At 71.7% G+C, this 24,935-nt stretch carries 22 protein-coding genes and 1 tRNA gene; 8 read left to right on the top strand and 15 right to left on the bottom strand.

Going from position 1 to position 24,935, the window contains the following annotated elements:
- Positions 1 to 107 precede the first annotated feature (107 nt).
- From ACZ79I_RS20235 to ACZ79I_RS20250, 4 genes are all read right to left on the bottom strand, one after another.
- Complete coding sequence (locus ACZ79I_RS20235; protein WP_471498907.1) at positions 108 to 995, bottom strand: Cof-type HAD-IIB family hydrolase; 888 nt, start codon at positions 993 to 995, stop codon at positions 108 to 110.
- Between the two features lie 77 nt (positions 996 to 1,072).
- Positions 1,073 to 1,975 (bottom strand): LLM class flavin-dependent oxidoreductase, encoded by a 903-nt coding sequence (locus tag ACZ79I_RS20240; RefSeq protein ID WP_471498908.1) that lies wholly within the window; start codon positions 1,973 to 1,975, stop codon positions 1,073 to 1,075.
- Between the two features lie 78 nt (positions 1,976 to 2,053).
- On the bottom strand, positions 2,054 to 2,614 hold the full coding sequence (locus ACZ79I_RS20245) for an RNA 2'-phosphotransferase (RefSeq protein ID WP_471498909.1): 561 nt from the start codon (positions 2,612 to 2,614) through the stop codon (positions 2,054 to 2,056).
- Positions 2,615 to 3,176: 562 nt separating this feature from the next.
- The gene (locus ACZ79I_RS20250) at positions 3,177 to 4,931 is read right to left on the bottom strand and encodes an SDR family oxidoreductase (protein WP_471498910.1); all 1,755 of its coding nucleotides are present in this window, start codon (positions 4,929 to 4,931) and stop codon (positions 3,177 to 3,179) included.
- Between the two features lie 264 nt (positions 4,932 to 5,195).
- Between ACZ79I_RS20250 and ACZ79I_RS20255 the strand changes: the two genes are divergently transcribed.
- From ACZ79I_RS20255 to ACZ79I_RS20280, 6 genes are all read left to right on the top strand, one after another.
- A complete protein-coding gene (locus ACZ79I_RS20255) occupies positions 5,196 to 6,158 on the top strand; it encodes an ABC transporter ATP-binding protein (protein ID WP_381087046.1) in 963 nt (320 codons plus the stop codon).
- Positions 6,148 to 7,056 (top strand): ABC transporter permease, encoded by a 909-nt coding sequence (locus ACZ79I_RS20260; protein ID WP_471498911.1) that lies wholly within the window; start codon positions 6,148 to 6,150, stop codon positions 7,054 to 7,056. Before ACZ79I_RS20255 ends, ACZ79I_RS20260 begins: the two co-directional genes overlap by 11 nt.
- Positions 7,053 to 7,964, top strand: a complete 912-nt coding sequence (locus ACZ79I_RS20265) for an ABC transporter ATP-binding protein (RefSeq protein ID WP_471498912.1) — start codon at positions 7,053 to 7,055, stop codon at positions 7,962 to 7,964. The genes ACZ79I_RS20260 and ACZ79I_RS20265 overlap by 4 nt, the downstream gene beginning before the upstream one ends.
- Before the next feature lie 10 nt (positions 7,965 to 7,974).
- The gene (locus ACZ79I_RS20270; protein WP_471498913.1) at positions 7,975 to 8,694 is read left to right on the top strand and encodes an ABC transporter permease; all 720 of its coding nucleotides are present in this window, start codon (positions 7,975 to 7,977) and stop codon (positions 8,692 to 8,694) included.
- 92 nt (positions 8,695 to 8,786) lie between these two features.
- The gene (locus ACZ79I_RS20275) at positions 8,787 to 9,041 is read left to right on the top strand and encodes an SGM_3592 family protein (RefSeq protein WP_471498914.1); all 255 of its coding nucleotides are present in this window, start codon (positions 8,787 to 8,789) and stop codon (positions 9,039 to 9,041) included.
- A 283-nt stretch (positions 9,042 to 9,324) separates the two neighbouring features.
- A tRNA-Ser gene (locus ACZ79I_RS20280) sits at positions 9,325 to 9,412 on the top strand.
- 149 nt (positions 9,413 to 9,561) lie between these two features.
- Here the strand turns inward: ACZ79I_RS20280 and ACZ79I_RS20285 are convergent.
- From ACZ79I_RS20285 to ACZ79I_RS20325, 9 genes are all read right to left on the bottom strand, one after another.
- Positions 9,562 to 10,377 carry an HAD family hydrolase gene (locus tag ACZ79I_RS20285; protein ID WP_471498915.1) on the bottom strand — a complete coding sequence of 272 codons (816 nt, stop codon included), beginning with the start codon at positions 10,375 to 10,377 and terminating at the stop codon, positions 9,562 to 9,564.
- Positions 10,374 to 11,651 (bottom strand): serine--tRNA ligase, encoded by a 1,278-nt coding sequence (serS, locus tag ACZ79I_RS20290; RefSeq protein ID WP_471498916.1) that lies wholly within the window; start codon positions 11,649 to 11,651, stop codon positions 10,374 to 10,376. Before serS ends, ACZ79I_RS20285 begins: the two co-directional genes overlap by 4 nt.
- A 535-nt stretch (positions 11,652 to 12,186) precedes the next feature.
- Entirely contained in the window at positions 12,187 to 13,119 is a 933-nt protein-coding gene (gene pheA / locus ACZ79I_RS20295) for a prephenate dehydratase (RefSeq protein ID WP_471498917.1), read from the bottom strand.
- Between the two features lie 157 nt (positions 13,120 to 13,276).
- On the bottom strand, positions 13,277 to 14,641 hold the full coding sequence (gene efeB, locus ACZ79I_RS20300) for an iron uptake transporter deferrochelatase/peroxidase subunit (RefSeq protein WP_471498918.1): 1,365 nt from the start codon (positions 14,639 to 14,641) through the stop codon (positions 13,277 to 13,279).
- A gap of 8 nt (positions 14,642 to 14,649) precedes the next feature.
- Positions 14,650 to 16,710, bottom strand: coding sequence for a copper resistance CopC/CopD family protein (locus ACZ79I_RS20305; protein ID WP_471505106.1), 2,061 nt, complete (start codon positions 16,708 to 16,710; stop codon positions 14,650 to 14,652).
- Between the two features lie 115 nt (positions 16,711 to 16,825).
- On the bottom strand, positions 16,826 to 17,296 hold the full coding sequence (locus ACZ79I_RS20310) for a copper chaperone PCu(A)C (protein WP_471498919.1): 471 nt from the start codon (positions 17,294 to 17,296) through the stop codon (positions 16,826 to 16,828).
- Positions 17,293 to 17,964: an SCO family protein gene (locus ACZ79I_RS20315; protein WP_471498920.1), complete on the bottom strand. Its 672-nt coding sequence runs from the start codon at positions 17,962 to 17,964 to the stop codon at positions 17,293 to 17,295. The genes ACZ79I_RS20310 and ACZ79I_RS20315 overlap by 4 nt, the downstream gene beginning before the upstream one ends.
- A gap of 26 nt (positions 17,965 to 17,990) precedes the next feature.
- Positions 17,991 to 18,746, bottom strand: a complete 756-nt coding sequence (locus ACZ79I_RS20320; RefSeq protein WP_471498921.1) for a YcnI family copper-binding membrane protein — start codon at positions 18,744 to 18,746, stop codon at positions 17,991 to 17,993.
- A 144-nt stretch (positions 18,747 to 18,890) separates the two neighbouring features.
- The gene (locus ACZ79I_RS20325) at positions 18,891 to 19,709 is read right to left on the bottom strand and encodes a hypothetical protein (RefSeq protein ID WP_471498922.1); all 819 of its coding nucleotides are present in this window, start codon (positions 19,707 to 19,709) and stop codon (positions 18,891 to 18,893) included.
- Between the two features lie 242 nt (positions 19,710 to 19,951).
- On the opposite strand from ACZ79I_RS20325, the gene ACZ79I_RS20330 reads away from it, so the two are divergent.
- A complete protein-coding gene (locus ACZ79I_RS20330; RefSeq protein WP_471498923.1) occupies positions 19,952 to 20,407 on the top strand; it encodes an ATP-binding protein in 456 nt (151 codons plus the stop codon).
- Between the two features lie 108 nt (positions 20,408 to 20,515).
- Here ACZ79I_RS20330 and ACZ79I_RS20335 read toward each other — a convergent pair whose 3' ends face one another.
- Entirely contained in the window at positions 20,516 to 21,994 is a 1,479-nt protein-coding gene (locus ACZ79I_RS20335) for an aminopeptidase P family protein (RefSeq protein WP_471498924.1), read from the bottom strand.
- Positions 21,995 to 22,207: 213 nt separating this feature from the next.
- The gene (locus ACZ79I_RS20340; RefSeq protein WP_471498925.1) at positions 22,208 to 23,764 is read right to left on the bottom strand and encodes a PP2C family protein-serine/threonine phosphatase; all 1,557 of its coding nucleotides are present in this window, start codon (positions 23,762 to 23,764) and stop codon (positions 22,208 to 22,210) included.
- Between the two features lie 480 nt (positions 23,765 to 24,244).
- Between ACZ79I_RS20340 and ACZ79I_RS20345 the strand changes: the two genes are divergently transcribed.
- On the top strand, positions 24,245 to 24,910 hold the full coding sequence (locus tag ACZ79I_RS20345) for a bifunctional DNA primase/polymerase (protein ID WP_471498926.1): 666 nt from the start codon (positions 24,245 to 24,247) through the stop codon (positions 24,908 to 24,910).
- The last annotated feature ends 25 nt before the right edge of the window (positions 24,911 to 24,935 follow it).

Below are 24,935 nucleotides of genomic sequence, written 5' to 3' on the forward strand. Positions count from 1 at the left end.
CGACCACGGGACGCGCCCGCGGGACGCGACGGCGGGCCGCGGTCAGGGAGGCGACCGGGGAACGTGACCGGGAGAGGCGATCGGGAGAGGCGACCGGGGCGACCTGCCTACAGCCGTTCCCCGAGGATCCGCTCGATGACCACGGCCACTCCGTCCTCGTTGTTGGCGACCGTCACCGCGGACGCCGCCGCGATCACGTCCGGGTGAGCGTTGCCCATCGCGTACGACCGGCCCGCCCAGGTGAGCATCTCCACATCGTTCGGCATGTCGCCGAAGGCGATGACCTCCTCGTGGGAGATGCCGCGCTCGGCGCAGCACAGCGCGAGCGTGCTCGCCTTGGAGACGCCCGGTCCGCTGATCTCCAGCAGCGCGCTGGGGCTGGAGCGGGTGATGGTGGCGCGGCTGCCGACGGCGAGCCGGGCCAGGGTGAGGAACGCGTCCGGTTCCAGCTCGGGGTGGTAGGCGAGGATCTTGAGGACCGGCTCATGGGCGCCGGGCGCGTCCGCCGCCAGCAGTTCCTCGGCGGGCGCGAGCAGGTCCGGCACCTCCATGTGCAGCTTCGGGTACGACGGTTCCTGGTAGAAGCCGTAGGTCTGCTCGACGGCGTACACCGTCCCGGGCGCGGCGTCCCGCAGCAGTCGCACGGTGTCGACGGCGTTGGCCCGGGCCAGGTCCCGGACGTTGACGAAGCGGTGGGCGCCGGGGCCGCCGTGCAGATCGACCACGGCGGCGCCGTTGCCGCAGATCGCCAGTCCGTGGCCGTGCACGTGCTCGCTGACGACGTCCATCCAGCGGGCCGGGCGGCCGGTGACGAAGAACACCTCGATCCCGGCGTCCTCGGCCGCTGCCAGCGCGGCGACCGTCCGCTCGGAGACCGACTTGTCGTCACGCAGGAGAGTGCCGTCGAGATCGGTCGCGATCAGCCGGGGCGGATGGGTGGAGGCCGGGGTCTCGGGCTGCCGGGTCGCTGAGGTCACCGGCCCATTCTCGCGCATATGCCCGCACGGCCGTGCGAGAGTCCGCGCATGTGAGTGGTGACGCTGCTCACCAGAACCGTCACGCCCCGTCATGATCAGGCCAGTTGGGCGGGGGCCTCCATGGCGATCCGCTCGAAGACCTTCTGGTCGGCGGCGAAGTCGGAGCCGGGAATCGGCCAGTGGAGCACGATGTCGGTGAAGCCCAACTCCGCGTGGCGTCCGGCGAAGTCGACGAACGCGTCGAGGGATTCCAGCGGCCGCCCGCGGTCCGGGGTGAAGCCGGTGAGCAGGATCCTGTCGAGGCCGGTCACATCGCGGCCGATGGCGGCGCACACGTCGGCCAGCTTCTCGGTCTGCCCGCGCAGGGCCCGCAGCGACTGCTCGGGAGTGCCGTCCTCGTACGGCTTGGGGACGCCGGTCGCCACCCATGCCTGCCCGTGGCGCGCGGTGAGGCGCATACCGCGTGGCCCCGTCGCGGCCACCGCGAACGGCAGCCTGGGGCGCTGGACGCACCCCGGGATGTTGCGTGCCTCGTGCGCGGAGTAGTGGTCGCCCACGTACGAGACGGAGTCCTCGGTGAGCAGCCGGTCGAGCAGCGGGACGAACTCGCCGAAACGGTCGGCGCGCTCGCGCGGACTCCACGGTTCCCGGCCGAGCACGGTGGCGTCGAAGCCGGTGCCGCCCGCGCCGATGCCGAGTGTGACCCGGCCGCCGGAGATGTCGTCGAGGGAGATGAGTTCCTTGGCGAGGGTGACCGGGTGCCGGAAGTTCGGCGAGGTCACCAGGGTGCCGAGGCGCAGCCGGTCGGTGACGGCGGCCGCGGCCGCCAGCGTCGGCACGGCACCGAACCACGGGCCGTCGCGGAAGCTCCGCCAGGACAGGTGGTCGTAGGTGTACGCAGTGTGGAAACCGAGTTCCTCTGCGCGCTGCCAGGCCGCGCGGCCGCCTTCGTTCCAGCGGCGGTGAGGCAGGATCACTGTGCTCAGACGCGGACTCATGCTCCGAGCGTAAGCGGCGGCGGAGGCCGGTCACCTCCCGCGCCGGCCGACGCGGGCACGGGGCATCCGGGTGGGACCTCAGTGCGGCCCCGGAAAGCGCAGGTACCGCGGTGGCACGGCCCTGGTGAGCCACACCCCGTTCGCGCTGACGCGGAAGACATGGCCGTCGCGGTGCATGGCGCCGGCGTCCACGGCGAGGACGACCGGGCGGCCTCGGCGGGCACCCACGCGGGTGGCGGTCTCGCGGTCCGGTGAGAGGTGGACGTCGTGCCGGTTCATGGGCCTGAGGCCCTCGGTGCGGATCGCTTCCAGGGACCGCGCCACGGTGCCGTGGTAGAGATACGCCGGCGGGGTCGCCGGAGGCAGCCCCAGGTCGACGTCGATGCTGTGGCCCTGGCTGGCGCGGATGCGGGTGCCCTCGATCGCGAACCGCTTCTTGTCGTTGATGGCGACCACATGGTCCAGTTCCTCGCGTGTGACGCGGAAACCGTGCGCGGCCACCGCGGCGAGCAGCGTGTCGATCTCGACCCAGCCGCCTTCGTCCAGCGTGAGCCCGATCCGGTCCGGCTGGTGCCGCAGGTGTTTCGAGAGATACTTCGACACCTTCACGGTGCGTCTCTCGTCGTGCCTTTCCGTCATCCCTCCAGCGTGCGGGAGAGACGTGGATCACGCACGTGATTTTTGCTCCGGATGTTTGATCCACAAGCAAGTGCGGTTATCCACAGGCAAGTTGAGGATTCTGTGGACAACTGGTCTTGGAATCGGGGCGCTTTGGTCAACTTTGCTGACCTGACCGCAAAATGTGCCATCCGTCCAATGCCCGTGACCGGCAGACGCTTTTGGTGCCGGCGACCACTCGCGCTCCGGACTCGCTGAGGCCAACCGGCCCCCTGTCAGGCGGGTTTGGGAATTCGGGTCGCGGGCGGTGCTTCACGGTCGTGGCCTGCGCGGCGCACGGGGCAACGGGCCGCAGGAGAGCGTGGGTTGGCCAGCTGGGTTCGCCATCCGGTGAGCGGCGCGTGAGGTCCACCCGGGCCTGTCCGCAGCGCCGGGCCGGGCGCAAGACGGTCCGGTGGTTCATGGAGGCCGCGACCGGCAACTGCGGCCGGACGCAGGCCATGTGGCCGGCCTTCTCGTCGATCCGGCTCGGGGCGGCCGCAATTGCGGTCGGCGACCGGTGCCCGGCCGCCAACCCCGCCGCTCACAGTGGCGGTTGCCATCGAGCGACCGCGCGCAGCGCCCGTGGTGCGAAACGCGACATGAAGCGCATGCCGCGCGCCTCCGGAGTGACAGGCACAACGGCCTGATTGCGCACGACGGCCCGCAGGATCGCGTCCGCGACCCTCTCCGGCGGATACCCGCGCAGGCCGTACAGCCGGGCCGCCCGCTTCTGCCGCCGTTTCTCCTCTTCGGCGTCGACGCCCGTGAAGCGGGCGGTCGATGTGATGTTCGTGTGGACGAAACCGGGGCAGATCGCCGACACCCCGATGCCCTGCCCGGCCAACTCCGCGCGCAGGCACTCGCTGAGCATGAGGACCGCGGCCTTGGAGGTGCTGTAGGCGGGCAGCGACTTCGAGGGCTGGTACGCGGCCGCCGAGGCCGTGTTGACGATGTGGCCGCCCTGCCCTCGCTCGGCCATCTGCTTCCCGAAGAGCCGGCAGCCGTGGAGGACGCTCCACAGGTTGACGTCGAGGACCCTGCGCCAGTCCTCGGTGGTGGTGTCGAAGAAGGAGCCGGACAGGCCGATCCCGGCGTTGTTGACCAGGACGTCCACCACCCCGTACGCGGCGGCGACCTTCTTGGCGAGTCTTTCCATGGCCTCTTCGTCGGAGACGTCGACCGTCTCGGCCCACGCCTCGGGGGCACCGATCAGCCGGGCCCGCTCGGCCGTGCGGACCGCGCCGTCCCCGTCCCGGTCGACGGCCACCACGCGCGCGCCGGCCTCGGCGAAGGCGTACGCCGTGGCCCGCCCGATGCCACTGGCCGCGCCCGTCACCAGGACGAGCTGTCCGCCGAACCGCTCCGCGTACCGTCCGGCCGCCGTCCGTGCCGGCCGGCCGCCCTCGACGGCGGTCACGAACTCCGTGATCCAGGAGGCCAGTTGGTCGGGCCGGGTGCGCGGGATCCAGTGTTTGGCCGGCAGCGTGCGGCGGGTCAGCCGTGGGACCCAGCGCTCCAGTCCGTCATACAGCCGCTCCGACAGGAACGCGTCCCCCAGGGGTGTGATGAGCTGCACGGGCGCGTGGGCGTACGCGTCGGTGCGTGGGCGGCGCAGCCGGGACCGGACGTTGTCGCGGTACAGCCAGGCGCCGTGGGCCGCGTCCCGGGGCAGCGAGCGGGTCGGGTAGTCGCCGCCGGGCACCTTCTCGACGCGCCGCAGGATCCCGGGCCAGCGTCTGCCGAGCGGCCCGCGCCAGGCCAGCTCCGGCAGGACGGGGGTGTGCAGCAGGTACACGTACCAGGACTTGGCGCCCTGGCCCAGCAGCTGGCCCACCCGGCGCGGGGTCGGCCTCCGCACCCGCTGTGTGATCCAGTGCCCGAAGTGGTCGAGGGACGGCCCGGACATCGACGTGAAGGACGCGATCCGGCCCTCGGTGCGCTTCACGGTGACGAACTCCCAGGACTGCACCGATCCCCAGTCGTGCCCCACGAGGTGCACCGGCCGGCCGGGGCTGACTGCGTCGACGACCGCGAGGAAGTCGTCCGTCAGCTTCTCCAGCGTGAACCCGCCGCGCAGCGGCTTCGGCGCCGTCGACCGGCCGTGGCCGCGGACGTCGTACAGCACGACGTGGAAACGGCCGGCGAGCCGGTCCGCCACCTCCGACCAGACCTCCTTGCTGTCCGGGTAGCCGTGCACCAGGACGACCGTCGGCTGCGCCGGATCCCCCAGCTCGGCGACGCACAGCTCGATCCCGCCCGTCCGCACCCGGCGCTCGCGCGCCCCCTCGAGAGTCACCCGTCCTCCGTCCAGCGCCGCCGACCGCACTACGTGCCCGTAACGTGACACAGGCGAATGTGACAGTTGTTAGAGAATTCGTCAACAGGTGGTCGGGGGCCTGTGGACGACCAGGACGACAGGGGCGACTCCGCCCACGCGGCCATCCGGTCGTTCGACTTCAGGGGGACCCCTACGGGCCTGTACGACTGGAGTCTGAGGCGCAGACAGCTCTGCGGTCTGACGACGGCAGTGGCCCGTGTCACTACCGTCGACGACGTGACTGTGATCGCGACCGAAAGCCTGAGCAAGCGGTTCCCGAGGGTGACCGCTCTTGACCGGCTCTCCGTGGACGTCGGACCCGGTGTGACGGGGCTCGTCGGCGCCAACGGAGCCGGCAAGTCCACACTGATCAAGATCCTGCTGGGTCTGTCCCCCGCCAGCGAGGGCCGAGCCGAGGTGCTCGGACTCGACGTCGCCACCAAGGGCGGCGCCATCCGTGAGCGCGTCGGGTACATGCCCGAGCACGACTGCCTGCCGCCCGATGTGTCCGCCACCGAGTTCGTCGTGCACATGGCCCGCATGTCCGGTCTGCCCGCGGCGGCCGCGCGGGAGCGCACCGCGGACACCCTGCGCCACGTCGGCCTGTACGAGGAGCGCTACCGCCCCATCGGCGGCTACTCGACCGGCATGAAGCAGCGGGTGAAGCTCGCCCAGGCGCTGGTCCACGACCCGCAGCTGGTGTTCCTCGACGAGCCGACCAACGGCCTCGACCCGGTCGGCCGCGACGAGATGCTCGGCCTGATCCGCCGCATCCACACCGACTTCGGCATCTCGGTCCTGGTCACCTCCCATCTGCTGGGCGAACTGGAGCGCACCTGCGACCACGTCGTCATCATCGACGGCGGCAAGCTCCTGCGCTCCAGCTCCACCAGGGACTTCACCCAGACCACCGCGACCCTCGCGATCGAGGTCACCGACAGCGACGAGCACCCGGACGGCACCCGCGCGGTGCGCGAGGCCCTGCACGCGCACGGGGTGACCACGCACGACGGCAGCGGACTGCCGGGCGCCGGGCACATCCTGCTGCTGACCGCGGAGGGTGAGCAGACGTACGACCTCATCCGGGACGTCGTCGCCGACCTCGGCCTCGGCCTGGTCCGCATGGAGCAGCGCAGGCACCACATCGCGGAGGTCTTCAAGGACAGTGACGAGCAGCGGAAGGAGGCGGTCGGCCATGGCGGTTGAGCAGCCCACGGCCCGTGCGGCCGAGCAGACCCGGATCCACGACATCGGCTACCGCTCGTACGACGGCCCGCGCCTGGGCCGCGCCTACGCCCGGCGCTCCCTGTACTCGCAGTCCCTGCGCGGCGCCTACGGCCTCGGCCGCTCGGCCAAGTCCAAGGTGCTGCCGATGCTGCTGTTCGTGGTGATGTGCGCGCCCGCGCTCATCATGGTCGCGGTGGCGGTCGCCACCAAGGCGAAGGACCTGCCGGTCGAGTACACCCGCTACGCGATCATCATGCAGGCCGTCATCGGACTCTACGTCGCCTCCCAGGCGCCCCAGTCGGTCTCCCGCGACCTGCGCTTCAAGACGGTTCCGCTGTACTTCTCGCGCCCCATCGAGACCGCCGACTACGTGCGCGCCAAGTACGCGGCCCTGGCCTCGGCGATGTTCATGCTGACGGGCACGCCGCTGCTCGTCCTGTACGTGGGCGCGCTGCTCGCCAAGCTCGACTTCTCCCACCAGACGAAGGGGTTCGCCGAGGGGCTGGTCTCCGTGGCACTGCTCTCCCTGCTGTTCTCCGGGATCAGCCTGGTCATCGCCGCGGCCACACCCCGGCGCGGCTTCGGAATCGCGGCCGTCATCGCCGTCCTGACCATCTCGTACGGGGCCGTCTCCACCATCCAGGCCATCGCCGACGTGCACTCCGGCAACTCCGCCACCGCCGTCTGGATGGGGCTGTTCTCGCCCGTCACGCTCATCGACGGTGTGCAGACCGCCTTCCTCGGCGCGACCTCGTCCTTCCCCGGAGGGGAAGGACCCTCGGCGGCGCAGGGAGCCGTCTTCCTCCTCGTCGTCCTGGGGCTCATCGCGGGCAGCTACGGCCTGCTGATCCGCCGCTACCGAAAGGCCGGACTGTGAGCACGCTTTCCATCGACCATGTCTCGCGCTGGTTCGGCAACGTGGTGGCCGTCAACGACATCACGATGACCATCGGCCCCGGCGTGACCGGTCTGCTGGGCCCGAACGGGGCGGGAAAGTCCACCCTCATCAACATGATGGGAGGCTTCCTCGCCCCCTCCACCGGCTCCGTCACCCTCGACGGCCGGCCGGTGTGGCGCAACGAGCAGATCTACCGGCACATCGGCATCGTCCCCGAGCGGGAGGCGATGTACGACTTCCTCACCGGGCGCGAATTCGTCGTCGCCAACGCGGAGCTGCACGGGCTGGGCGCGAAGGCCGCCCAACGCGCCCTCGCCACCGTGGAGATGGAGTACGCGCAGGACCGCAGGATCGCCACGTACTCCAAGGGCATGCGCCAGCGCGTGAAGATGGCGTCGGCCCTCGTGCACGATCCGTCCCTGCTGCTGCTCGACGAGCCCTTCAACGGCATGGACCCGCGCCAGCGCATGCAGCTCATGGAGCTGCTGCGGCACATGGGCGCGGAGGGCCGCACCGTGCTGTTCTCGTCCCACATCCTCGAAGAGGTCGAGCAACTGGCGACGCACATCGAGGTCATCGTCGCCGGACGGCACGCGGCGAGCGGCGACTTCCGGAAGATCCGCCGTCTGATGACCGACCGGCCGCACCGCTACCTGGTGCGCTCCAGCGACGACCGCGTCCTCGCGGCCGCGCTGATCGCCGACCCGTCGACGTCCGGCATCGAAGTGGACCTCGCCGAGGGTGCGTTGCGCATCCAGGCGGTCGACTTCGGCCGCTTCACCGCCCTGCTGCCGAAGGTCGCGCGCGAGCACGGCGTCCGGCTGCTCACGGTGTCGCCGTCCGACGAGTCGCTCGAATCCGTGTTCTCGTACCTGGTCGCGGCGTAGGAGGCCGAAGATGTACGACCCCACAGTCGCCCGGCTCACCTACCGGGGCCTGCTCGGCCGCCGCCGTGCCCTCATCCTCGGTGCGCTGCCCGTTCTGCTGATCGTGATCTCCGCGGTCGTCCGCTCGCTGACGGGCGCCGACGACCAGGTCGCCCACGACGTCCTCGGCGGGTTCGCGCTCGCCACGATGGTGCCCATCATCGGCGTCATCGCCGGCACCGGCGCGATCGGCCCCGAGATCGACGACGGCTCCGTGATCTATCTGCTGGCCAAGCCGGTGAAGCGGCCCACCATCATCTTCACGAAACTGATCGTCGCCATCGCGGTGACCATGGCGTTCTCCGCGCTGCCGACGCTCGTCGCGGGCCTGATCCTCAACGGCAACGGCCAGCAGATCGCCGTCGCCTACACCGTGGCGGCGCTGGTCGCCTCCATCGCGTACGCGGCCCTGTTCCTGCTGCTCGGCACGGTGAGCCGGCACGCCGTGGTGTTCGGCCTGGTCTACGCGCTCGTCTGGGAGGCGCTGTTCGGCTCGCTGATCTCCGGGGCGCGCACCCTCAGCGTCCAGCAGTGGGCGCTCGCCGTGGCCCACAAGGTGTCCGACAGCTCGCTGGTCACCTCGGACGTGACGCTGCCCACCGCGACGGTGCTGCTGGTCGCGGTGACCGTGGGCGCCACCTGGTACGCGGGACGGAAGCTGCGGACGCTGACGCTGGCGGGCGAGGAGTGACCGTCCCCCCGGTGGGGGGACTTCTCTTGACGGCGGCTTCATCTGCGCCCGGGCAGACTGGGCGCAGGGGATGCGCGGCGGAAGGAACGGGGATGGCAGCGCAGACACCGCGGGGCGACGAGCCGGACAGGGCGGCGGCGGGCGAGACCGGAGAGGAGTGGGACGGCGTCGTGTTCGACGAGGACTTCATACGGTCCGCGTCGGCCACGGAGCAGTCCGCGCGCGCCCGGATGCTCGCGGCGCGCTGGCGCGACCAGGCGCCCGAACCTCAGCCGTGGCGCTCCGACGAGCCGCCCGCCGGCTGGTTCTTCAGCAAGGCGCGCCGCCGCAGGTGGCGCCGCCGGTAGCGGCCCCGTGACGTGAGGCCGGCGGGTTCGACGACGTGTTTTATTCGGTGGCGCCCGCTCCGGCGGACCGGCACAGTGGTGATGTCCACGACGCCGGACCAAGCCGGCGCCACACACGGGGAGCGGAGTCCGGCGATGTCCAGTGACAGTGCGTCGTACTCCCGGCAGGGCAGCCCGCGGCAGGCTCCGGAGTAGTTACCCCTCCGTCGAGCCCGCCCCGCCCGGGAGCTGCCCGGGGCGGCCGCTTCGAGCGCGCGATTCCCTTCGCGCGGGCCGCCCACCCGGAGGATTGGCCGAGTGGTAAGGCACCGGCTTGCTAAGCCGTGGTCGGGCCTGGAAAGCCCGCGCGCGTTCGATTCGCGCATCCTCCGCAAACGAATGGGTGCTTCCGACACCTGACCCGATGACCGACACCCGATGACCGACACCTGGCGCCGGAGCCCCGACACCTGGCGCCGGAGCCCCGACACCTGGCGCCGGAGCCCCGGCACCCGGCGCCGGACACCCGGTGCCGAACGACTCAGCCCAGCATTCTCTCCACGACGACGGCGATGCCGTCCTCGTCGTTGGAGAGGGTCACCTCGTCCGCGACCGCCCCCAGGTCCTCGTGCGCGTTGGCCATGGCCACGCCGTACGCGGCCCACGCGAACATAGGGATGTCGTTCGGCATGTCCCCGAAGGCGATCGTGTCCGCGGCCTTCACCCCCAGGCGGCGGGCGGCCAGCGACAGACCCGTCGCCTTGGTCAGGCCGAGAGGGAGGAGCTCCACGATGCCCTCGCCCGCCATCGTCACCCCGACCAGGCCGCCGGCCGCCTGCTGCGCCGCCTCGGCCAGTTCGTCGTCGCCCAGCGTCGGGTGCTGGAGGTAGATCTTGCTCAGCGGGGCGGACCACAACTCCGCGGCGTCCTGGATGAGCCCGTACGGAAGCGGTCCCCCGAACCGGTAGCCGGGGCCGGCCAGGACCTCCCCGTCCAGCCCGTCCCGGCTCGCCGCCAGCAGCAGCGGGCCCACCTCGGCCTCGATCTTCGCCAGGGCGAGAGCGGCGATCTGCCGGTCCAGCGTCAGCGATGTCAGCAGCCTGTGCTCCCCCGCGTGGTACACCTGGGCCCCCTGGCCGCACACCGCCAGGCCCCGGTAGCCGAGGTCGTCGAGGACCGGGCGGGTCCAGGCGACCGCGCGTCCGGTGACCACGATGTGCGCGACGCCCGCAGCGGCGGCCGCGGCGAGCGCCTCACGCGTGCGCTGCGACACCGTCCCGTCGGAGCGCAGCAGCGTCCCGTCGAGATCGGTGGCTATCAGCTTGTAGGGAGAATCGGAGGGCTCGGCCGTGCTCACCTGGCCTCGGGCTCCAGCAGCTCCCGGCCGCCGAGGTACGGGCGCAGGATCTCGGGCACCCGGACGGAGCCGTCCGCCAGCTGGTGGTTCTCCAGGATCGCCACGATCGTGCGCGGTACCGCGCACAGCGTGCCGTTCAGCGTCGCCAGCGGCTGCACCTTCTTGCCGTCCCGCATGCGGACCGACAGCCGGCGGGCCTGGAAGCCGTCGCAGTTGGACGCCGAGGTCAGCTCACGGTACTTGCCCTGGGTGGGGATCCATGCCTCGCAGTCGTACTTCCGCGACGCCGACGCGCCCAGGTCGCCGGTCGCCACGTCGATGACCTGGAACGGCAGCTCCAGAGAGGTCAGCCACTGCTTCTCCCACTCCAGGAGCCGCCTGTGCTCGTTCTCGGCGTCCTCGGGGGCGACGTACGAGAACATCTCGACCTTGTCGAACTGGTGCACGCGGAAGATGCCCCGCGTGTCCTTGCCGTACGTCCCGGCCTCGCGGCGGAAGCACGGCGAGAAGCCGGCATAGCGCAGCGGCAGCCGCTCCGCGTCGATGATCTCGTCCATGTGGTACGCGGCGAGCGGGACCTCGGAGGTGCCGACCAGGTAGAAGTCGTCCTTCTCCAGGTGGTACACGTTCTCGGCGGCCTGGCCGAGGAAACCCGTGCCCTCCATGGCACGCGGGCGGACCAGGGCGGGCGTCAGCATCGGCGTGAACCCGGCCTCCACGGCCTGCGCCATCGCCGCGTTGACGAGTGCCAGCTCCAGCAGGGCGCCGATGCCCGTCAGGTAGTAGAAGCGCGAGCCGGACACCTTCGCACCGCGCTCGACGTCGATCGCGCCGAGCGCCTCGCCGAGCTCCAGGTGGTCCTTCGGCTCGAAGCCCTCGGCGCCGAAGTCACGGATCGTGCCGTGCGTCTCCAGGACGACGAAGTCCTCCTCGCCGCCGACCGGGACGTCGGGGTGCACCACATTGCCGAGCTGGAGCAGGAGCCGCTTGGTCTCCTCCTCGGCCTCGTGCTGCTCGGCGTCCGCCGCCTTGACGTCGGCGGCGAGCCGGCCGGCCCTCTCCAGCAGGTGGGCCTTCTCGTCGCCGGCGGCCTTGGGGATCAGCTTGCCGAGCGCCTTCTGCTCGGAGCGGAGTTCGTCGAAGCGGATGCCGGACGACCTGCGCCGCTCGTCGGCGGAGAGCAGGGCGTCGACGAGCGCGACATCCTCACCACGGGCGCGCTGGGAGGCGCGAACACGGTCGGGGTCCTCACGGAGCAGGCGAAGGTCAATCACCCCTCAAGGCTACCGGTGCGGGGTTCCGGCCCACGACTCCCTATTTCGATCAGTGAGGCATGTCCGCTATGCGGCAATTATTCCGTGTGTCAATGAAAGGGGTTATGCACCCCTTAAGGGGGCAATGGCCGGGCGTCTCGTTGACTCGACTTCCCTGTGCAGAGCGGGATTTGGAGTGTGCTTGTCCACAGGCATCCACAGCCGGACCAAGGTTATCCACAGGCTGTGCGGAAGATCTGTGGACTGTGGAGTTGATCAATCCGAATGGCCTGCGGGAAGCGCAGAATTCCCGGTTCAAACCGCTATTGCATGCACTTTCGGGTGGAAAAGGGTCGCCCCGAAGTGTTGGTCGAAAGAAACGGGTGGACAACTGTGACGGACGGGGTGATGGACGGGCGGAGGAGCCTTGGGAAGATTTGTCGACCTCGCGATGCCGTGTTGTCGACTTGTCCCCAGGTCGAGAAGCCCACCTGTGGATAACTTCTGTGGACAGCGACAATCTGCAGGTAGGACCGGGCGCCCTGACGCCGACAGTCTAGAACCGGCCGTCCTGGCAGCGTGCCACCCAGTCCGCGGCCGACACGAACTCGTCGTCCGACGTACCGGGCCGCAGGGCCCGCGCGTCGCCCGGCTCGATGTCCGCCCGCGGGTACGAGCCGAGGAAGCGCACCTGCAGGCAGATCCGCTTCAGCCCCATCAGCGCCTCGGCGACCCGGCGGTCGGAGATATGACCCTCGGCGTCGATGCAGAAGCAGTAGTTCCCGATGCCCGCACCCGTCGGGCGTGACTGCAGCAGCATCAGGTTGATCCCCCGCACGGCGAACTCGCCCAGCAGGTCGCGCAGCGCCCCGGGGTGGTCGTCGCGCTGCCACAGGACGACGGAGGTCTTGTCGGCGCCGGTCGGAGCGGCCGGCCGGGCGGGCTTGCCCACCAGCACGAACCGCGTCTGCGCGTTCTCCGCGTCGTGGATCCCGGTCTCCAGCGCCTCCAGGCCGTAGCGCGCGGCGGCGAACTCGCCCGCGAACGCCGCGTCGTACCGGCCCTCCTGCACCAGTCGTGCGCCGTCCGCGTTGGACGCCGCCGACTCCCAGACCGCGTCCGGGAGGTTGTCCTTCAGCCAGTTGCGCACCTGCGGCTGTGCGGCCGGGTGCGCGGTGACCGTCTTGATCTCCGAGAGCTTGGTACCGGGCCGGACCAGCAGCGCGAAGGTGATCGAGAGAAGCACCTCGCGGTAGATCATCAGCGGCTCGCCCGCGACCAGCTCGTCCAGGGTGGTCGTGATGCCACCCTCCACCGAGTTCTCGATCGGTACGAACGCGGCCTCGGCCTCGCCGCCGCGGACGGCGTCGAGCGCGGCCGGAACCGACACCATCGGGACGAGCTCCCGGGTGGCGGCCTCCGGCAGCGTACGGAGAGCGACTTCGGTGAAGGTGCCCTCGGGACCGAGATACGCATAACTGGCTGGCATGACCTCACCCTAATAGGCCCGGCGGACCTCGGCTCACCCCTGTGGAAACCGCGGCCTGCCTGGGCACACGCCCGGCCGGGGCACCCGTGACGGCCGCGGCCCGCCGGACGGCCCGCCGGGCCCCGTCCCGTCCGTCCTTCTCCCGTCCGTCCCTCTCTCATCCCTCCAGCAGCCGCTGCCCCACGTACTCCCCGTTCGCGGCCCCGCCCGGAGCCGCGAACAGGCCGCTCGCCTCGTGGCGGATGAACCGCGACAGCGCATCCCCCCGGTCGAGCTTGCGCTGCACGGGGACGAAGCCGCGCAGCGGGTCCGCCTGCCAGCAGACGAACAGCAGGCCCGCGTCAGGGGTACCGTCCGCGTCGAAGCCGTCGTGGTACGAGAACGGGCGGCGCAGCATGGCCGCGCCCCCGTTCTGGTCGGGCCGGGTGATGCGGGCGTGCGCGGTGAGCGGCACGACCGGCTTGCCGTCGGCACCGGTCCGCTCCAGGTCCATCGTGGTCGTCTCGGTGCCGCCGCTGAGCGGTGCCCCGTCGGACTTGCGGCGCCCGATGACCTCCTCCTGCGCCCGCAGCGGGAGCTTCTCCCAGTCGTCGAGGAGCATGCGGATGCGGCGCACCACGGCGTACGAGCCGTTCGCCATCCACGCCGGGTCGCCGGAGGAGGGCACGAAGATGCGCCGGTCGAAGTCGGGCTCGGCCGGCTTGGGATTCCGTGTGCCGTCGATCTGGCCCATCAGGTTCCGGGCCGTCATGGGGTGCGCGGTCGCGCCGGGAGAGCGGTTGAAGCCGTTCATCTGCCAGCGCAGCCGCGCCGCGCCGCCGGCCTCCTTCTGGATGGTGCGCAGGGCGTGGAAGGCGACGAGCGCGTCGTCGGCGCCGATCTGCACCCACAGGTCGCCGTTGCTGCGGCGGGGGTCGAGGCGGTCGGAGGAGAACTCGGGCAGCGGGTCCAGGGCGGGCGGGCGCTGCTTCTCCAGCCCCGTACGGGCGAAGAAGCTGTTGCCGAAGCCGAAGGTGATCGTCAGGGACGACGGTCCGGCGTCGCGCGCGACACCGGTGTCGTCGTGCGCGGCGGTCTCGCCCGCCATCAGCCGCTCGGCGGTCGCCGACCAGCGGCGCAGCAGCGCGGCGGCCTCCTTGCGGCCCGCGCCCGCCGCGAGGTCGAAGGCGACGACGTGGCCGCGGGCCTGGAGGGCGTCGGTGATGCCCGGCTGGTGCGTCCCGTGGAAGGCCACCCGGCCCGTGCCGAGGGACGTCAGAGGGATGGCCTTCTCGGAGGGTGTCGCGGCGTGTCCGGCGACCGCTCCCGCGGTGCCCAGCACGATCCCGGTGGCGCCGGCGGTGCCGAGGAGCCGCCGCCGCGAGATCGCCCCTCCGGGGGAGGGAGCGCGGGCGGCGGTCTCTTCGGGGGTGCCGTTTCCGGGGGCGGCCTTCTCGGCGGAGTGCTTCTCGCCGGGACGGCCCTGGTTCTTCCGGGGACCGGCGTCCTGGGAGGACGCGGGGGGCGTGGACTGGTCAGCCATGGTGAGGTTCAGCCGATCTGCGCGTTCTTGTTCACGGTCACTTGGTCGATGTCGGACGTCCGCACGGTCACCGCGATCCTCCAGTCGCCCGCCATGGGGATCTGCACGCCGCTCGCCGACCAGTGGCCGGCGGCGATGTGGTCGGGCACGACGGGCAGCGGGCCGATGCCTTTCGCCTTGAGCGTGAAGGCGACCTTCACCTCGGGGACGTCGAAGGCCTTGGCGTTCGGCCGCACCACGTAGAGGTGCATCTCGTTGGTGCCGGCGCGGGCCGGGTCGAGGGTGAGTTCCACGGTTCCCTTGCCGTCCTGGCCGCCGGTGTCGAAGGGGAACTTCAGTGCCAGGGAGCCGGTGGAGGGCTGCGATGTGGACGCGGTGGCCGCCCTGGCCGCCTCCTCTGTGCGCCCCGGTTCGGTGCTCGTGAGCGCGGTGGTGACGGCGAGCAGCACGATCGTCACCCCCGCCTCGGTGAGCACGGAGCGGCGCAGCCCCGAACGGACGGGGTCGGCGTCCCGCATCCGCCGGGCCCGCGCCGTCGCCACCGCGGCCTGCTGCCGGGCCAGCTGGGCGGCGCGCGCGGAGCGCCCGGACGTGCCGGAGGCCCGGCTCCCGGAGCCGCGCTCCTTGCCGGAAGCCCCGGTGCCTCCGTTCTTGGCGGAGCCCCCGCTCTTCGCGGACGCACCGCTCCTGGCCGGGGACTTCGCCGCCACCGCCGACTGCTTCTTCTCCTCGGCGCGGCGGCGTTCCGCCGTACGCCACGCCGCCACCGCGGACGCCGACGCCTCCGTCAGCTGCGCCGTCCAGCGCCGCGAGACCCAGGCGAGGCCGACGAGCACGGCGACCAGGCCGACCTTGGCGAGCAGCAGCCGTCCGTACGCCGTTCCGGTCAGTGCCGACCACGACCCGAGCTGGCGCCATGCCTGGTAGACGCCGGTCGCGGCCAGCGTCACGACGCCGGCGAACGCGACGCGCGAGAAGCGCCGCACGGCCGCCGGCTCGATCAACGGGGCCCGGTAGAGCGCGACGAGCAGGGTCGCTAGGCCGCCCAGCCAGACGGCGACCGCGAGCAGGTGCAGGACGTCGACCGGCATCGCGAGGCCGGTCTGGAGGCCGGTCGAGGCGTGCTCGGCCATGGCCCAGGTCGCCGCCAGCCCGGCCGCCACGACGGTCCCGCCGACGGCCAGCCCGAAGGTGAGGTCCCGCTTCTCGGCGGCGAGGTCGGCGTCCTCCTCCAAGGCACCGCCACGGGACTGGCCCTTCGTGCCACCGGCACCACGCGGCTTGCCGCTGCCGCCGGTCGCCTCCTCGCCGTCCGGGTCCCGTTTGACGTACGCCCCGAAGAGCACCGCGATGAACAGCGCCCCCGCGGCGAGGAGCAGCAGCCGGGAGACGAGGGCCGCCCCCGACTTGGTCTGCAGCACCTGCCCCATCAGGGACAGGTCGAAGATGTCGGCCACCTTCCCCGAACTCGTGTACGAGCCACGCAGGAGCAGCAGCGCGAGTGTCGCCGAGGTGATCGCCAGCCACCCGGAGACCACGAGCCGCTGTACGGCCCGCACCCCGGCGCCCCGCTGCCAGCAGGCGAGCACGAAGGCCGCGCCGCCGACCAGGACGATGAATCCGGCGTACGAGACGTACCGCGCGAATCCATAGAGCCAGCCGACCACCCCGCCGCCCGCGGTCGGGCCGGAGAGGGTGACCGTGGTCGCGGACGGGGCGCCGACGGAGAAGGTGAAGGCGCCGGAGACCGGGTGGCTGTCCGCGGACACCACCTGGTAGGTGACGGTGTAGGTGCCGCGGGGCAGCCCCGCCTGCACCTTCACGCCGTACATCGTGCCGCTCTGGTTGAACGCCCTGCCGGTGTCGACGCGCTGCCCCCTGGGGTCGAGGACGCGCAGCGAGTCGCCGGAGAACGCGACCTTCTCGGAGAAGGTGAGCGTGACCTGGTCGGGCGCCTTGTCGACCACCGTTCCCTGGGCGGGGTCGCTGCCGATCAGCGCGGCGTGCGCGGAGGCGGGCGCGGCCCCGCCGAACAGCGCGCCCACGACGGCGAGCAGCAGCGTCAGCAGCCCGCGGACCGCCCGGACCCGGGCCGTGGGGCCGGCGGCCGTACGGACCCTCCTCCGGACGTGCTCTCGGACGTGCCCGCCGGGAGCGATGGCCTGCGTCACGGTGATGCCTCCCTCAGTGTCCGGTCATCGGCTGGTACGTCGCCGACTTCACCGGCATCTCGACGGTCACCGTTCCCGACTTGGCGAAGTGCAGCTGCAGCGACACCTTCTCGCCCTGCCTGGGCCTGTGGCCGAGCTTTGCGAACATCAGGTGGTTGCCGCCGCTGCCGAGGACGAGCCTGCCGTCCGCGGGCACGGCGAACGACTTCTCCTCCCGCATCGCGCCACCCGTGGTGGAGTGCAGCGTGATGTCGTCGCTCAGGTCGCTGGTGACGGAGGTGAGGGAGTCGGCACCGCCGGAGTTGGTGACGGTGAAGTAGCCGGCGGCCATGTCGCCGGTGACGGGCTCCGGCATGTAGGCGCCGCTGACCTTCAACTCGGGCCTGGCCGCGGAGGAGCCGCCGGAGGCGTCCGGGCTCCCGCAGCCCGCGAGCATCAGTCCGGCCGCTATCGCCAGGGTGGGGAAGAAGAGACGGCGGTTCACGGGTTCTCCCCCTTGATGATCTTCGGAAGGTCCTTGATGTAGTCGTCGACGGTGGCGTCCTGGCTGTACAGCACATAGCCGGCGTCGGTCTTCGGTGAGAACGCGACGACCTGGGTGCCGTGGGTGGACACGATCGTGCCGTCCTTGTCCTTCGTGGGCGGCTCGATGCTGATGCCGAGGGCGCGGGCGCCGGCCTGGATGGTGGCGAAGTCACCGGTCAGGCCCACGACCTGGGGGTCGATGCCCTTCAGCCACTTGGCGAGGGCGGAAGGGGTGTCACGGTCCGGGTCGGTGGTGATGAACACGATCCGCAGCGAGTCCTTCTGCGCCTGGCTCAGCTGCTTGTTCGCCGCGAGCTCCTTCTTGGCGACGGCGAGGTTGTTCATCGTCAGCGGGCAGACGTCGGGGCAGTGGGTGTAGCCGAAGTAGACGAGTGCGGGCTTGCCCTTGGTCTCCGCGCGGAGGTCGTACTTCTTGCCCTGGGTGTCGGTGAGGACGAGGTCCGGCTTCTCGAACGGCTGGTCGAGCACGGTCGCGGCCTTGTCCGAGCCGTCCTCCGCGGAGACCTGGACGACGGGCTTGTCTCCGCCGTCGCCGGATCCGCAGGCGGAGAGGGTGAGCGCGGCGGCGGCGAGGAGGCCGACGGCCGCGAGTTTCTTCTTGCGCATGAAAAACGTCCCAGAGGTAGGGGGTCTCAGGAGTCGGTGGTACGTCGGCGGCCGGCCAGCACGCCGTACGCCACGCCCACCGCGCCCACGGCGATGCCGGCGACGCCGAGCGCGCGGGCGGTGGTGTCACCGTCGCCGGAGGCCGCGGACCGGGTGTCACCGGCGGCCGACGTGGCGGAGGCGTCCTCGGCCGTGGCGCCGTTGCGGCCGGTGGACGCGGCGGTCAGCTCCAGCACCGGGGCGGGGTTCTGGGGCTCTTCCTGGCCCTCCTGCTGCGGCTCGATCCAGCGGACGACCTCGTTGTCTGAGTACGTCTGCAGGGCCTTGAAGACGAGTCGGCCGGTGTCCTGCGGGAGCGGGCCGATCGAGAGCGGGAAATTCTGGAAGTAGCCCGGCTCGATGCCCTTGCCGGTCGCGGTCCAGGTGACCTTGGTGACGGCCTCGTCGATCGTCAGGCCGTGCACCGCGACCGGCTTGGCCAGCTTCGACTTGGTGATCCGTACGGTCCAGCCCTCGACGGGCTGCGCCATCACCGAGGCGAGCGGATGGTCGGGCGGGAGGCTGATCTCCAGCCGGGTGGTCGAGGCGTTGTCGCGCTCGTTGGGGACCTGGAAGCCGACCGTCGTGTATCCGCCCTGGACGGCCTCGCCGTTCGGCTGCACGTCGACGTGCGCGGACGCGGGTGCGGACAGGACGAGGACGGCCGACGCGGCGGCGGCACCGGCCGCGGCGAGGCGTGCGATGCGGGACGACGCCTTCGGGGAAGCCGAGATGGCCTTCATGAAGAGCACTCCACTCCGAGTGGGAGTCGGTAGGGGGAAAGGGCGCGTGCTCGGGGGCGGCCACGGCCGTGGTGCCCCGCGGGCACGCGCGCGTGCCGCACGACGGCATCCCCTCCGCACGGACGAGTGGAGTGGCGCGTCGCGTCAGGCAGCGAGCACGTACGGAGTGGGGGAGGGCGGCCCGCGCCGGATCACCGAGTGCTGCAGGGCGGACGCCGGCGGCTTCGGCGGTACGAGGAAGGCGGTGCGGGGGGCGCGCGGTCCGGTCCCGGGCGCGCCGGAGAGCCCGCCCAGCAGGGCGCGCACGAGCGTGAACGCCGCGCGCAGGGACCGTACGAGCGCCCCCTCCGCGAGCTCCTGGGCCGACAGCCGCAGGAGCCCCAGAAGCGCGAGGTCACCGCGGCGCAGCACCCAGCCAGCGGCCACGGCCGCGAGGACGTGACCGAGCAGCATGGGCACGGACGGCAGCATCGACCCCGGGCCGGCCATCGTCGCCAGGGCGTCCGCCGGGTGGTGCACGGTGGACGCGTCCACGCCCGTGTCGAGCCGCGCGTCGGCGAGGATCTTCTGGGCCCGCGCGGGAGAGAGCGCCGCGGCGCTGGTTCCGCACATGATGCGCGCGGCCCGTTCCACGAGCGTGGCGTCGGCCGTCGGCGTCGCGTGCCCGCTCATCGGCACGGCACCCCACTGCTGCCCGAGCTCGAACAGTGTGTGCAGCAGGGTCTGGCCCACGGCGAGGAACGCGACGATGCCGGGCAGGGTGCGCTCCCGCCCGGTGAGCCCGGCGGCGACGGCGAACACGGCGAGGAAACCGGCGCCCAGCGTCCACACCGGAACCGCGGCGCAGGAGGCGAGCCCGTGCCCCGTCGCGGCCAGCACGACGCAGACCGCGGCGAACACCGCGGCCCGCAGAAACCGGAGATCGTATCCGGTGCGCGCCGTGCGCGGGAGGGGGGCACTCATGGCGGCCTCATCATCGCACTGGCCCCTCGGGCGCCGTACGGCAGGTCCGCAAGGCGACATACATGCGGTAATCGGATGGGCGATCCAGAAGATCATGTTCTGGCGCGGGCGGCCCTCGCATACACCCCGCGCGGCCCCGGCGCATCCGCCGTATGGGCGGGATCTCATGGATCCTGCGAATGCCCTCGGGCATGCGTGGCAATACGTAACGGTATGTCGAGCCGCGGCCAGGAGGCTGGAGCATGAGCATCTGGTGGTCACTCCATCTGCGGCGCGAAGCTGCGAGCGTGCCGCTCGCCCGACGGCTCCTGATGGGCACGATGGAGACCGCGGGCGTCGACCCGGACATCTCGTACGACCTTTCCGTCGCCCTCAGCGAGGCGTGCGCCAACGCGGTCGAGCACGGCGGCGACGGCGCACCCGGCGGTACGTCCGGGGCGTACCGGGTCACGGCCTACCTCGACGGCGAGAAGTGCCGCATCGAAGTCACCGACGCGGGCCCCGGGTTCCCCTCCGGCAGATCCCGCCCCGCGCTGCGCCCGGCCCGCGTCGACGCCGAGCACGGCCGCGGCCTGTGCCTCATCCAGGAACTCGCCGACCACGTCCACATCGGCAACAAGCCGGGGCGCGGTGGGGCGGTGGTGAGCTTCGACAAGATCCTCAAGTGGAAGAAGGACGCCCCTCTGGTGGCGGTGTAGCAAAGACGGCGGCCGCGCAGCGGAGCGGCGAGGGGCCGGTCGAGAGCCGGCGGGCCGGTCGTGCGAAGGCCGGGTACCGCCGTCGGCACCCGGCCACGCTCCTGCCTGTCAGCCCTTCAGGGACGCCATCCACGCCACGACCTCGTCGGAGCGCCGCGGCAGGGCCGCCGAGAGGTTCCGGCTGCCGTCCTGCGTGACGAGGATGTCGTCCTCGATGCGGACGCCGATGCCGCGGTACTCCTCCGGAACCGTCAGGTCGTCCGCCTGGAAGTACAGACCCGGCTCGACCGTGAGCACCATGCCGGGCTCCAGCGTGCCGTCCACGTACGTCTCCGTGCGGGCGGCCGCGCAGTCGTGGACGTCCATGCCGAGCATGTGGCCCGTGCCGTGCAGGGTCCAGCGGCGCTGCAGCCCCAGCTCCAGGACGCGCTCCACCGGGCCCTCGACCAGGCCCCACTCGACCAGCTTCCCGGCGAGCACGCGCTGCGCCGCGTCGTGGAAGTCGCGGTACTTGGCGCCCGGCTTCACCGCCGCGATGCCGGCCTCCTGGGCCTCGTAGACGGCGTCGTAGATCTTCTTCTGGATCTCGCTGTAGGTGCCGCCGACCGGCAGCGTGCGGGTGACGTCGGCGGTGTAGTACGTGTGCGTCTCCACACCGGCGTCCAGCAGGAGCAGGTCGCCGGAGCGGACGGGCCCGTCGTTGCGCACCCAGTGCAGCGTGCAGGCGTGCGGTCCGGCCGCGCAGATCGAGCCGTAGCCGACATCGTTGCCCTCCACGCGCGCACGGAGGAAGAACGTTCCCTCGATGTAGCGCTCGCTGGTCGCCTCCGCCCGGTCGAGGACCTTCACCACGTCCTCGAAGCCGCGCACCGTCGAGTCGACGGCCTTCTGCAGCTCCCCGATCTCGAACGCGTCCTTGACCAGCCGCATCTCGGAGAGGAAGACGCGCAGTTCCTCGTCGCGCTCGGCGGTCACCTTGTCGTGCAGCGCGGCCTCGATGCCCGCGTCGTGGCCGCGGACCACCCGCACCGGGCCGGTGGCCTCCCTGAGCTTCTCGGGCAGTTCGCGCACGTCCGCGGCGGGGATGCCGTGGAGCTGCTCCGCCTCGGCGAGCGAGTTGCGGCGGCCGACCCACAGCTCGCCCTGGCCGGAGAGCCAGAACTCGCCGTTCTCACGGTTGGACCGGGGCAGCAGGTAGATCGTCGCCCGGTGGCCGCTCGTCCCGTCCGCGGCCGGCACCGGCTCCAGCACCAGGACGCCGTCCTCCGTCTGGTTGCCCGTCAGGTACGCGTATTCGACGGAGGCCCGGAAGGGGTAGTCGGTGTCGTTGGAGCGGGTCTTCAGACGGCCCGCGGGGATCACCAGGCGCTCGCCCGGGAAGCGGGCGGAGAGCGCGGCGCGGCGGGCGCGGGTCTCGGCGGCCTGGGCGATGGGCTGCAGGTCGTGCAGCTCGGTGTCGGCCCAGCCGGACTTCATGTTCTCGGCCAGCTCGTCGGACACGCCCGGGTACAGGCCGTTCTTGCGCTGCTTGACGGGCTCCTCCTGGGCAGTCTCCGGGGTCTCCGGGAGCTCTTCTGCCACGGTCATCCTCCTAGATGCGGCACTGGACCCCGTCCATCGTACGGTCGTACGGGCGGGGCCCAGGGCGGAAGAGGAACTGCCGGGGGCGCGCGCCGAGGGGCCCGGCGGTGGCGTGGCGGGGGCTCGTCAGCGGGCTCGTCAGTGGCTTGGCGGAGGCTCGTCAGTGGCTCGGCGGGGGCTCGTCAGCGGCTCGGCAGGGCCCGCCGGGCGCTCAGGGGATCACTCGAACCGCGCCGCCAGCAGGATCACGTCCTCCGCGCCGTCCTCCCCCGGCCGCGGCGCCGCCCGGCCGGGGCGCGCCGCCGCGACGGCCGGCTCCTCGGGCAGCATCGCCCGCAGGATGTGGTCCACGACCGCACCCGGGTCGGTACGCACCGGCCTCGGTACGCCCGCGGCCGCCGCGTGCAGCCGGGCGAAGGCGCGGTCCATCGGGTCCCCGGTGCGGCGCAGCAGGCCGTCGGTGTAGAGCAGCACGGTCTCGCCGGGCTCCAGGGCCACGTCGATGCTCGGCGCCTCCCAGCAGGCCAGCATTCCCAGGGGCGCCGACAGCGAGGTCTCCACGAACTCGGTGCGGTGGGGACCGATCAGCAGCGGCGGGCTGTGCCCGGCCCCGGCCAGTGTCACCCTGCGCGTCGCGGGCTCGCAGTAGGCGAACAGGGCGGTGGCGGAGCGGGCGGGCTCGGTGAGCCTCAGCAGCAGCTCCAGGTCCGAGAGGACCGCCACCGGGTCCTCGCCCTCCATCACCGCGTACGCGCGCAGCGAGGCCCGCAGCCGGCCCATCGCGGCCAGCGCGCTGGGGCCCGACCCGGTCACGGATCCGACCGCCAGACCGAGGGCGGCATCGGGCAGCGGCAGCGCGTCGTACCAGTCGCCGCCGCCACGCGGGCCGGTGCGGCGGCGCGCGGCGAGCTGCACGCCGGCGATCCGGGGCAGCCGGGCGGGCAGCAGTTCCTCGGCGATCGTCCTCATGCACGCGCGCGTGCGGTCGGTCTCCACGAGCCGCGCCAGATGCTCGGTCGCGTAGCGGGCGTAGTGGCCGGCGAGATGGCGCTGGCGCTCGACCGGCTCCGCGGGCTCGTCGTAGAGCCACACGGCGGCACCGAGCCGGCCGGCCGCCTCGGTGGACAGGGGGAGTGCGTAGCTCGCGGCGTATCCGAGCCGGGCGGCCACCTCGCGGTGGCGGGGGTCGAGTCCGTCCTCGGAGAACAGGTCGGGCTCGGCGATCTCGCGCTCGCCGCCCGGCAGACCGTCGAGGATCCTGCCGTACGACATCGAACTGCGCGGCACGGTCTCGATGTGCCCGAGGTCGGCGCGGGCCAGGCCCAGGCCGATCGTCGTGTCGGGGCCGAGACCGTCGTGGGGCTCCAGCACGACAAGACCGCGCCGGGCGCCCACGAGGGCGGCTCCGGCGCGCAGTAGTTCCTGGAGCGCTTCGGCGAGTGAGTCCGTGCGTGCCAGGCGTTCGGTGAGTTCGTGGAGGGTCGTGAGATCCGAGACCCAGGCCGCGAGCCGGTCCTGGAGCAGGGTTTCCGGGGCGACGGGGGCGTGCGGGGTGGCCGGAGGGACGTCCGTGGCGGCAGAGGTCGGCGCGACAGTGTGTGCGGGCGGGGGAACCGTTGAATCGATTCCAGCCACTTTCGGAGGGTGAGGGGCGTTCATGGTGACCGGCCTTCGGACCGGTGCGTAGTGCTCGATAGCATCGCAAACCCCCATGTCAATCTGCGCCGCTAGCAGTGTCTCCACATGTACACGCACTCGTGAGGAGATGTCCAGCATTGTCCTGCTGGGATTCCTGGTGTCCGTGGGACCCCTTACTCTCTTACGGAAAAGCAAAGTTGGCCTAAAACAGCCTCGGGCATCGCTCCATTGCGGTCGACTGGCCTCGTTCGACAGAGCGTCACAGCGGTCGTGATGGGTACGTACTCGGTGAAGGCCAGGGGTGGTTGGGACCCATCCGGAACCTGGCGCCGGACCCGGGCGTCTTAGCCACCGACGGCCGAGCCCCATCCTCCCCTGGTGGAGGCGGCGAGTAGGAGCGGGACGGCAAATCGCCAGGCGCCGCCACCCCACGCCATGCCCATGATTGTGATGGGCGCAGTATGGACGCGGACGCAGCCAACGCTCGGCCCAGAGGGGTTCCCCTTGTCCAAGACAGGGGTGTGATGCGCCAGCAGGTACGCACGGTGAAGTGATCGACACATGGTGTGACGTGGTCCTCGGTGTTGCCAGGCGTGCAACGGAAAGGAACGAGCGCTCATGCGCGAGATCCTCGGAAGGCGACGCAGGCTCCTGTCCAGGCGGAACGACGGGAGGCCCGAGTCGATCAGCGCGGCCCTGACCTTCGCGACCGCATGGCGGTGGCCCGTTCTCCCGGGTGTGGCGCCGGATCCGCAGGGGCGAGCCCGCTGCGGCTGCCCCGACCCCGAGTGCACGGTTCCCGGCGCGCACCCGTTCGACCCCGGGCTGCTGGCGGCCACCACGGACGAGCGCATGGTGCGCTGGTGGTGGACCAACCGGCCCACCGCGCCGATCGTGCTGGCCACCGGAGGCCGGGCGCCCTGCGCCGTGAGCCTGCCCGCCCTCGCGGCCTCACGCGCCCTCGCCGCGCTCGACCGGAAGGGCATGCGCCTCGGCCCGGTCGTGGCGGCGCCGCACCGCTGGGCGATCCTCGTGGCGCCCTACTCGATGGAGCAACTGGGCGAACTGCTCTACGCCAAGGACTTCGTACCGGGATCGCTGCGCTTCCACGGCGAGGGCGGCTATCTGGCGCTGCCCCCCTCCGAGACCGGCCATGGGGAGATCCGCTGGGAGCGGGCGCCGCTGCCCGGTTCGGCGGCGCCCTGGGTGCCCGATGTGGAGGCCGTGGTGGATGCGGTCGTCGACGCCCTCACTCGTACGGGTGTGAGCGCACCCGAGTTGTAGGTGTCGGGCGCGCGGCGGAACCGGG

It is taken from the genome of Streptomyces sp. PSU-S4-23 (genome assembly GCF_055632315.1).

Excerpts from the sequence above, each read along its gene's own strand:
- ACZ79I_RS20270 (WP_471498913.1), top strand. The coding sequence starts at position 7,975 with ATGTACGACCCCACAGTCGCCCGGCTCACCTACCGGGGCCTGCTCGGC.
- ACZ79I_RS20330 (WP_471498923.1), top strand. The coding sequence starts at position 19,952 with ATGAGCATCTGGTGGTCACTCCATCTGCGGCGCGAAGCTGCGAGCGTG.
- ACZ79I_RS20260 (WP_471498911.1), top strand. The coding sequence starts at position 6,148 with ATGGCGGTTGAGCAGCCCACGGCCCGTGCGGCCGAGCAGACCCGGATC.
- ACZ79I_RS20325 (WP_471498922.1), bottom strand. The coding sequence starts at position 19,709 with ATGAGTGCCCCCCTCCCGCGCACGGCGCGCACCGGATACGATCTCCGG.
- ACZ79I_RS20340 (WP_471498925.1), bottom strand. The coding sequence starts at position 23,764 with ATGCTGGACATCTCCTCACGAGTGCGTGTACATGTGGAGACACTGCTA.
- ACZ79I_RS20235 (WP_471498907.1), bottom strand. The coding sequence starts at position 995 with ATGCGCGAGAATGGGCCGGTGACCTCAGCGACCCGGCAGCCCGAGACC.
- ACZ79I_RS20335 (WP_471498924.1), bottom strand. The coding sequence starts at position 21,994 with ATGACCGTGGCAGAAGAGCTCCCGGAGACCCCGGAGACTGCCCAGGAG.
- ACZ79I_RS20320 (WP_471498921.1), bottom strand. The coding sequence starts at position 18,746 with ATGAAGGCCATCTCGGCTTCCCCGAAGGCGTCGTCCCGCATCGCACGC.
- pheA (WP_471498917.1), bottom strand. The coding sequence starts at position 13,119 with ATGCCAGCCAGTTATGCGTATCTCGGTCCCGAGGGCACCTTCACCGAA.
- efeB (WP_471498918.1), bottom strand. The coding sequence starts at position 14,641 with ATGGCTGACCAGTCCACGCCCCCCGCGTCCTCCCAGGACGCCGGTCCC.
- ACZ79I_RS20240 (WP_471498908.1), bottom strand. The coding sequence starts at position 1,975 with ATGAGTCCGCGTCTGAGCACAGTGATCCTGCCTCACCGCCGCTGGAAC.
- ACZ79I_RS20245 (WP_471498909.1), bottom strand. The coding sequence starts at position 2,614 with ATGACGGAAAGGCACGACGAGAGACGCACCGTGAAGGTGTCGAAGTAT.
- ACZ79I_RS20275 (WP_471498914.1), top strand. The coding sequence starts at position 8,787 with ATGGCAGCGCAGACACCGCGGGGCGACGAGCCGGACAGGGCGGCGGCG.
- ACZ79I_RS20345 (WP_471498926.1), top strand. The coding sequence starts at position 24,245 with ATGCGCGAGATCCTCGGAAGGCGACGCAGGCTCCTGTCCAGGCGGAAC.
- ACZ79I_RS20315 (WP_471498920.1), bottom strand. The coding sequence starts at position 17,964 with ATGCGCAAGAAGAAACTCGCGGCCGTCGGCCTCCTCGCCGCCGCCGCG.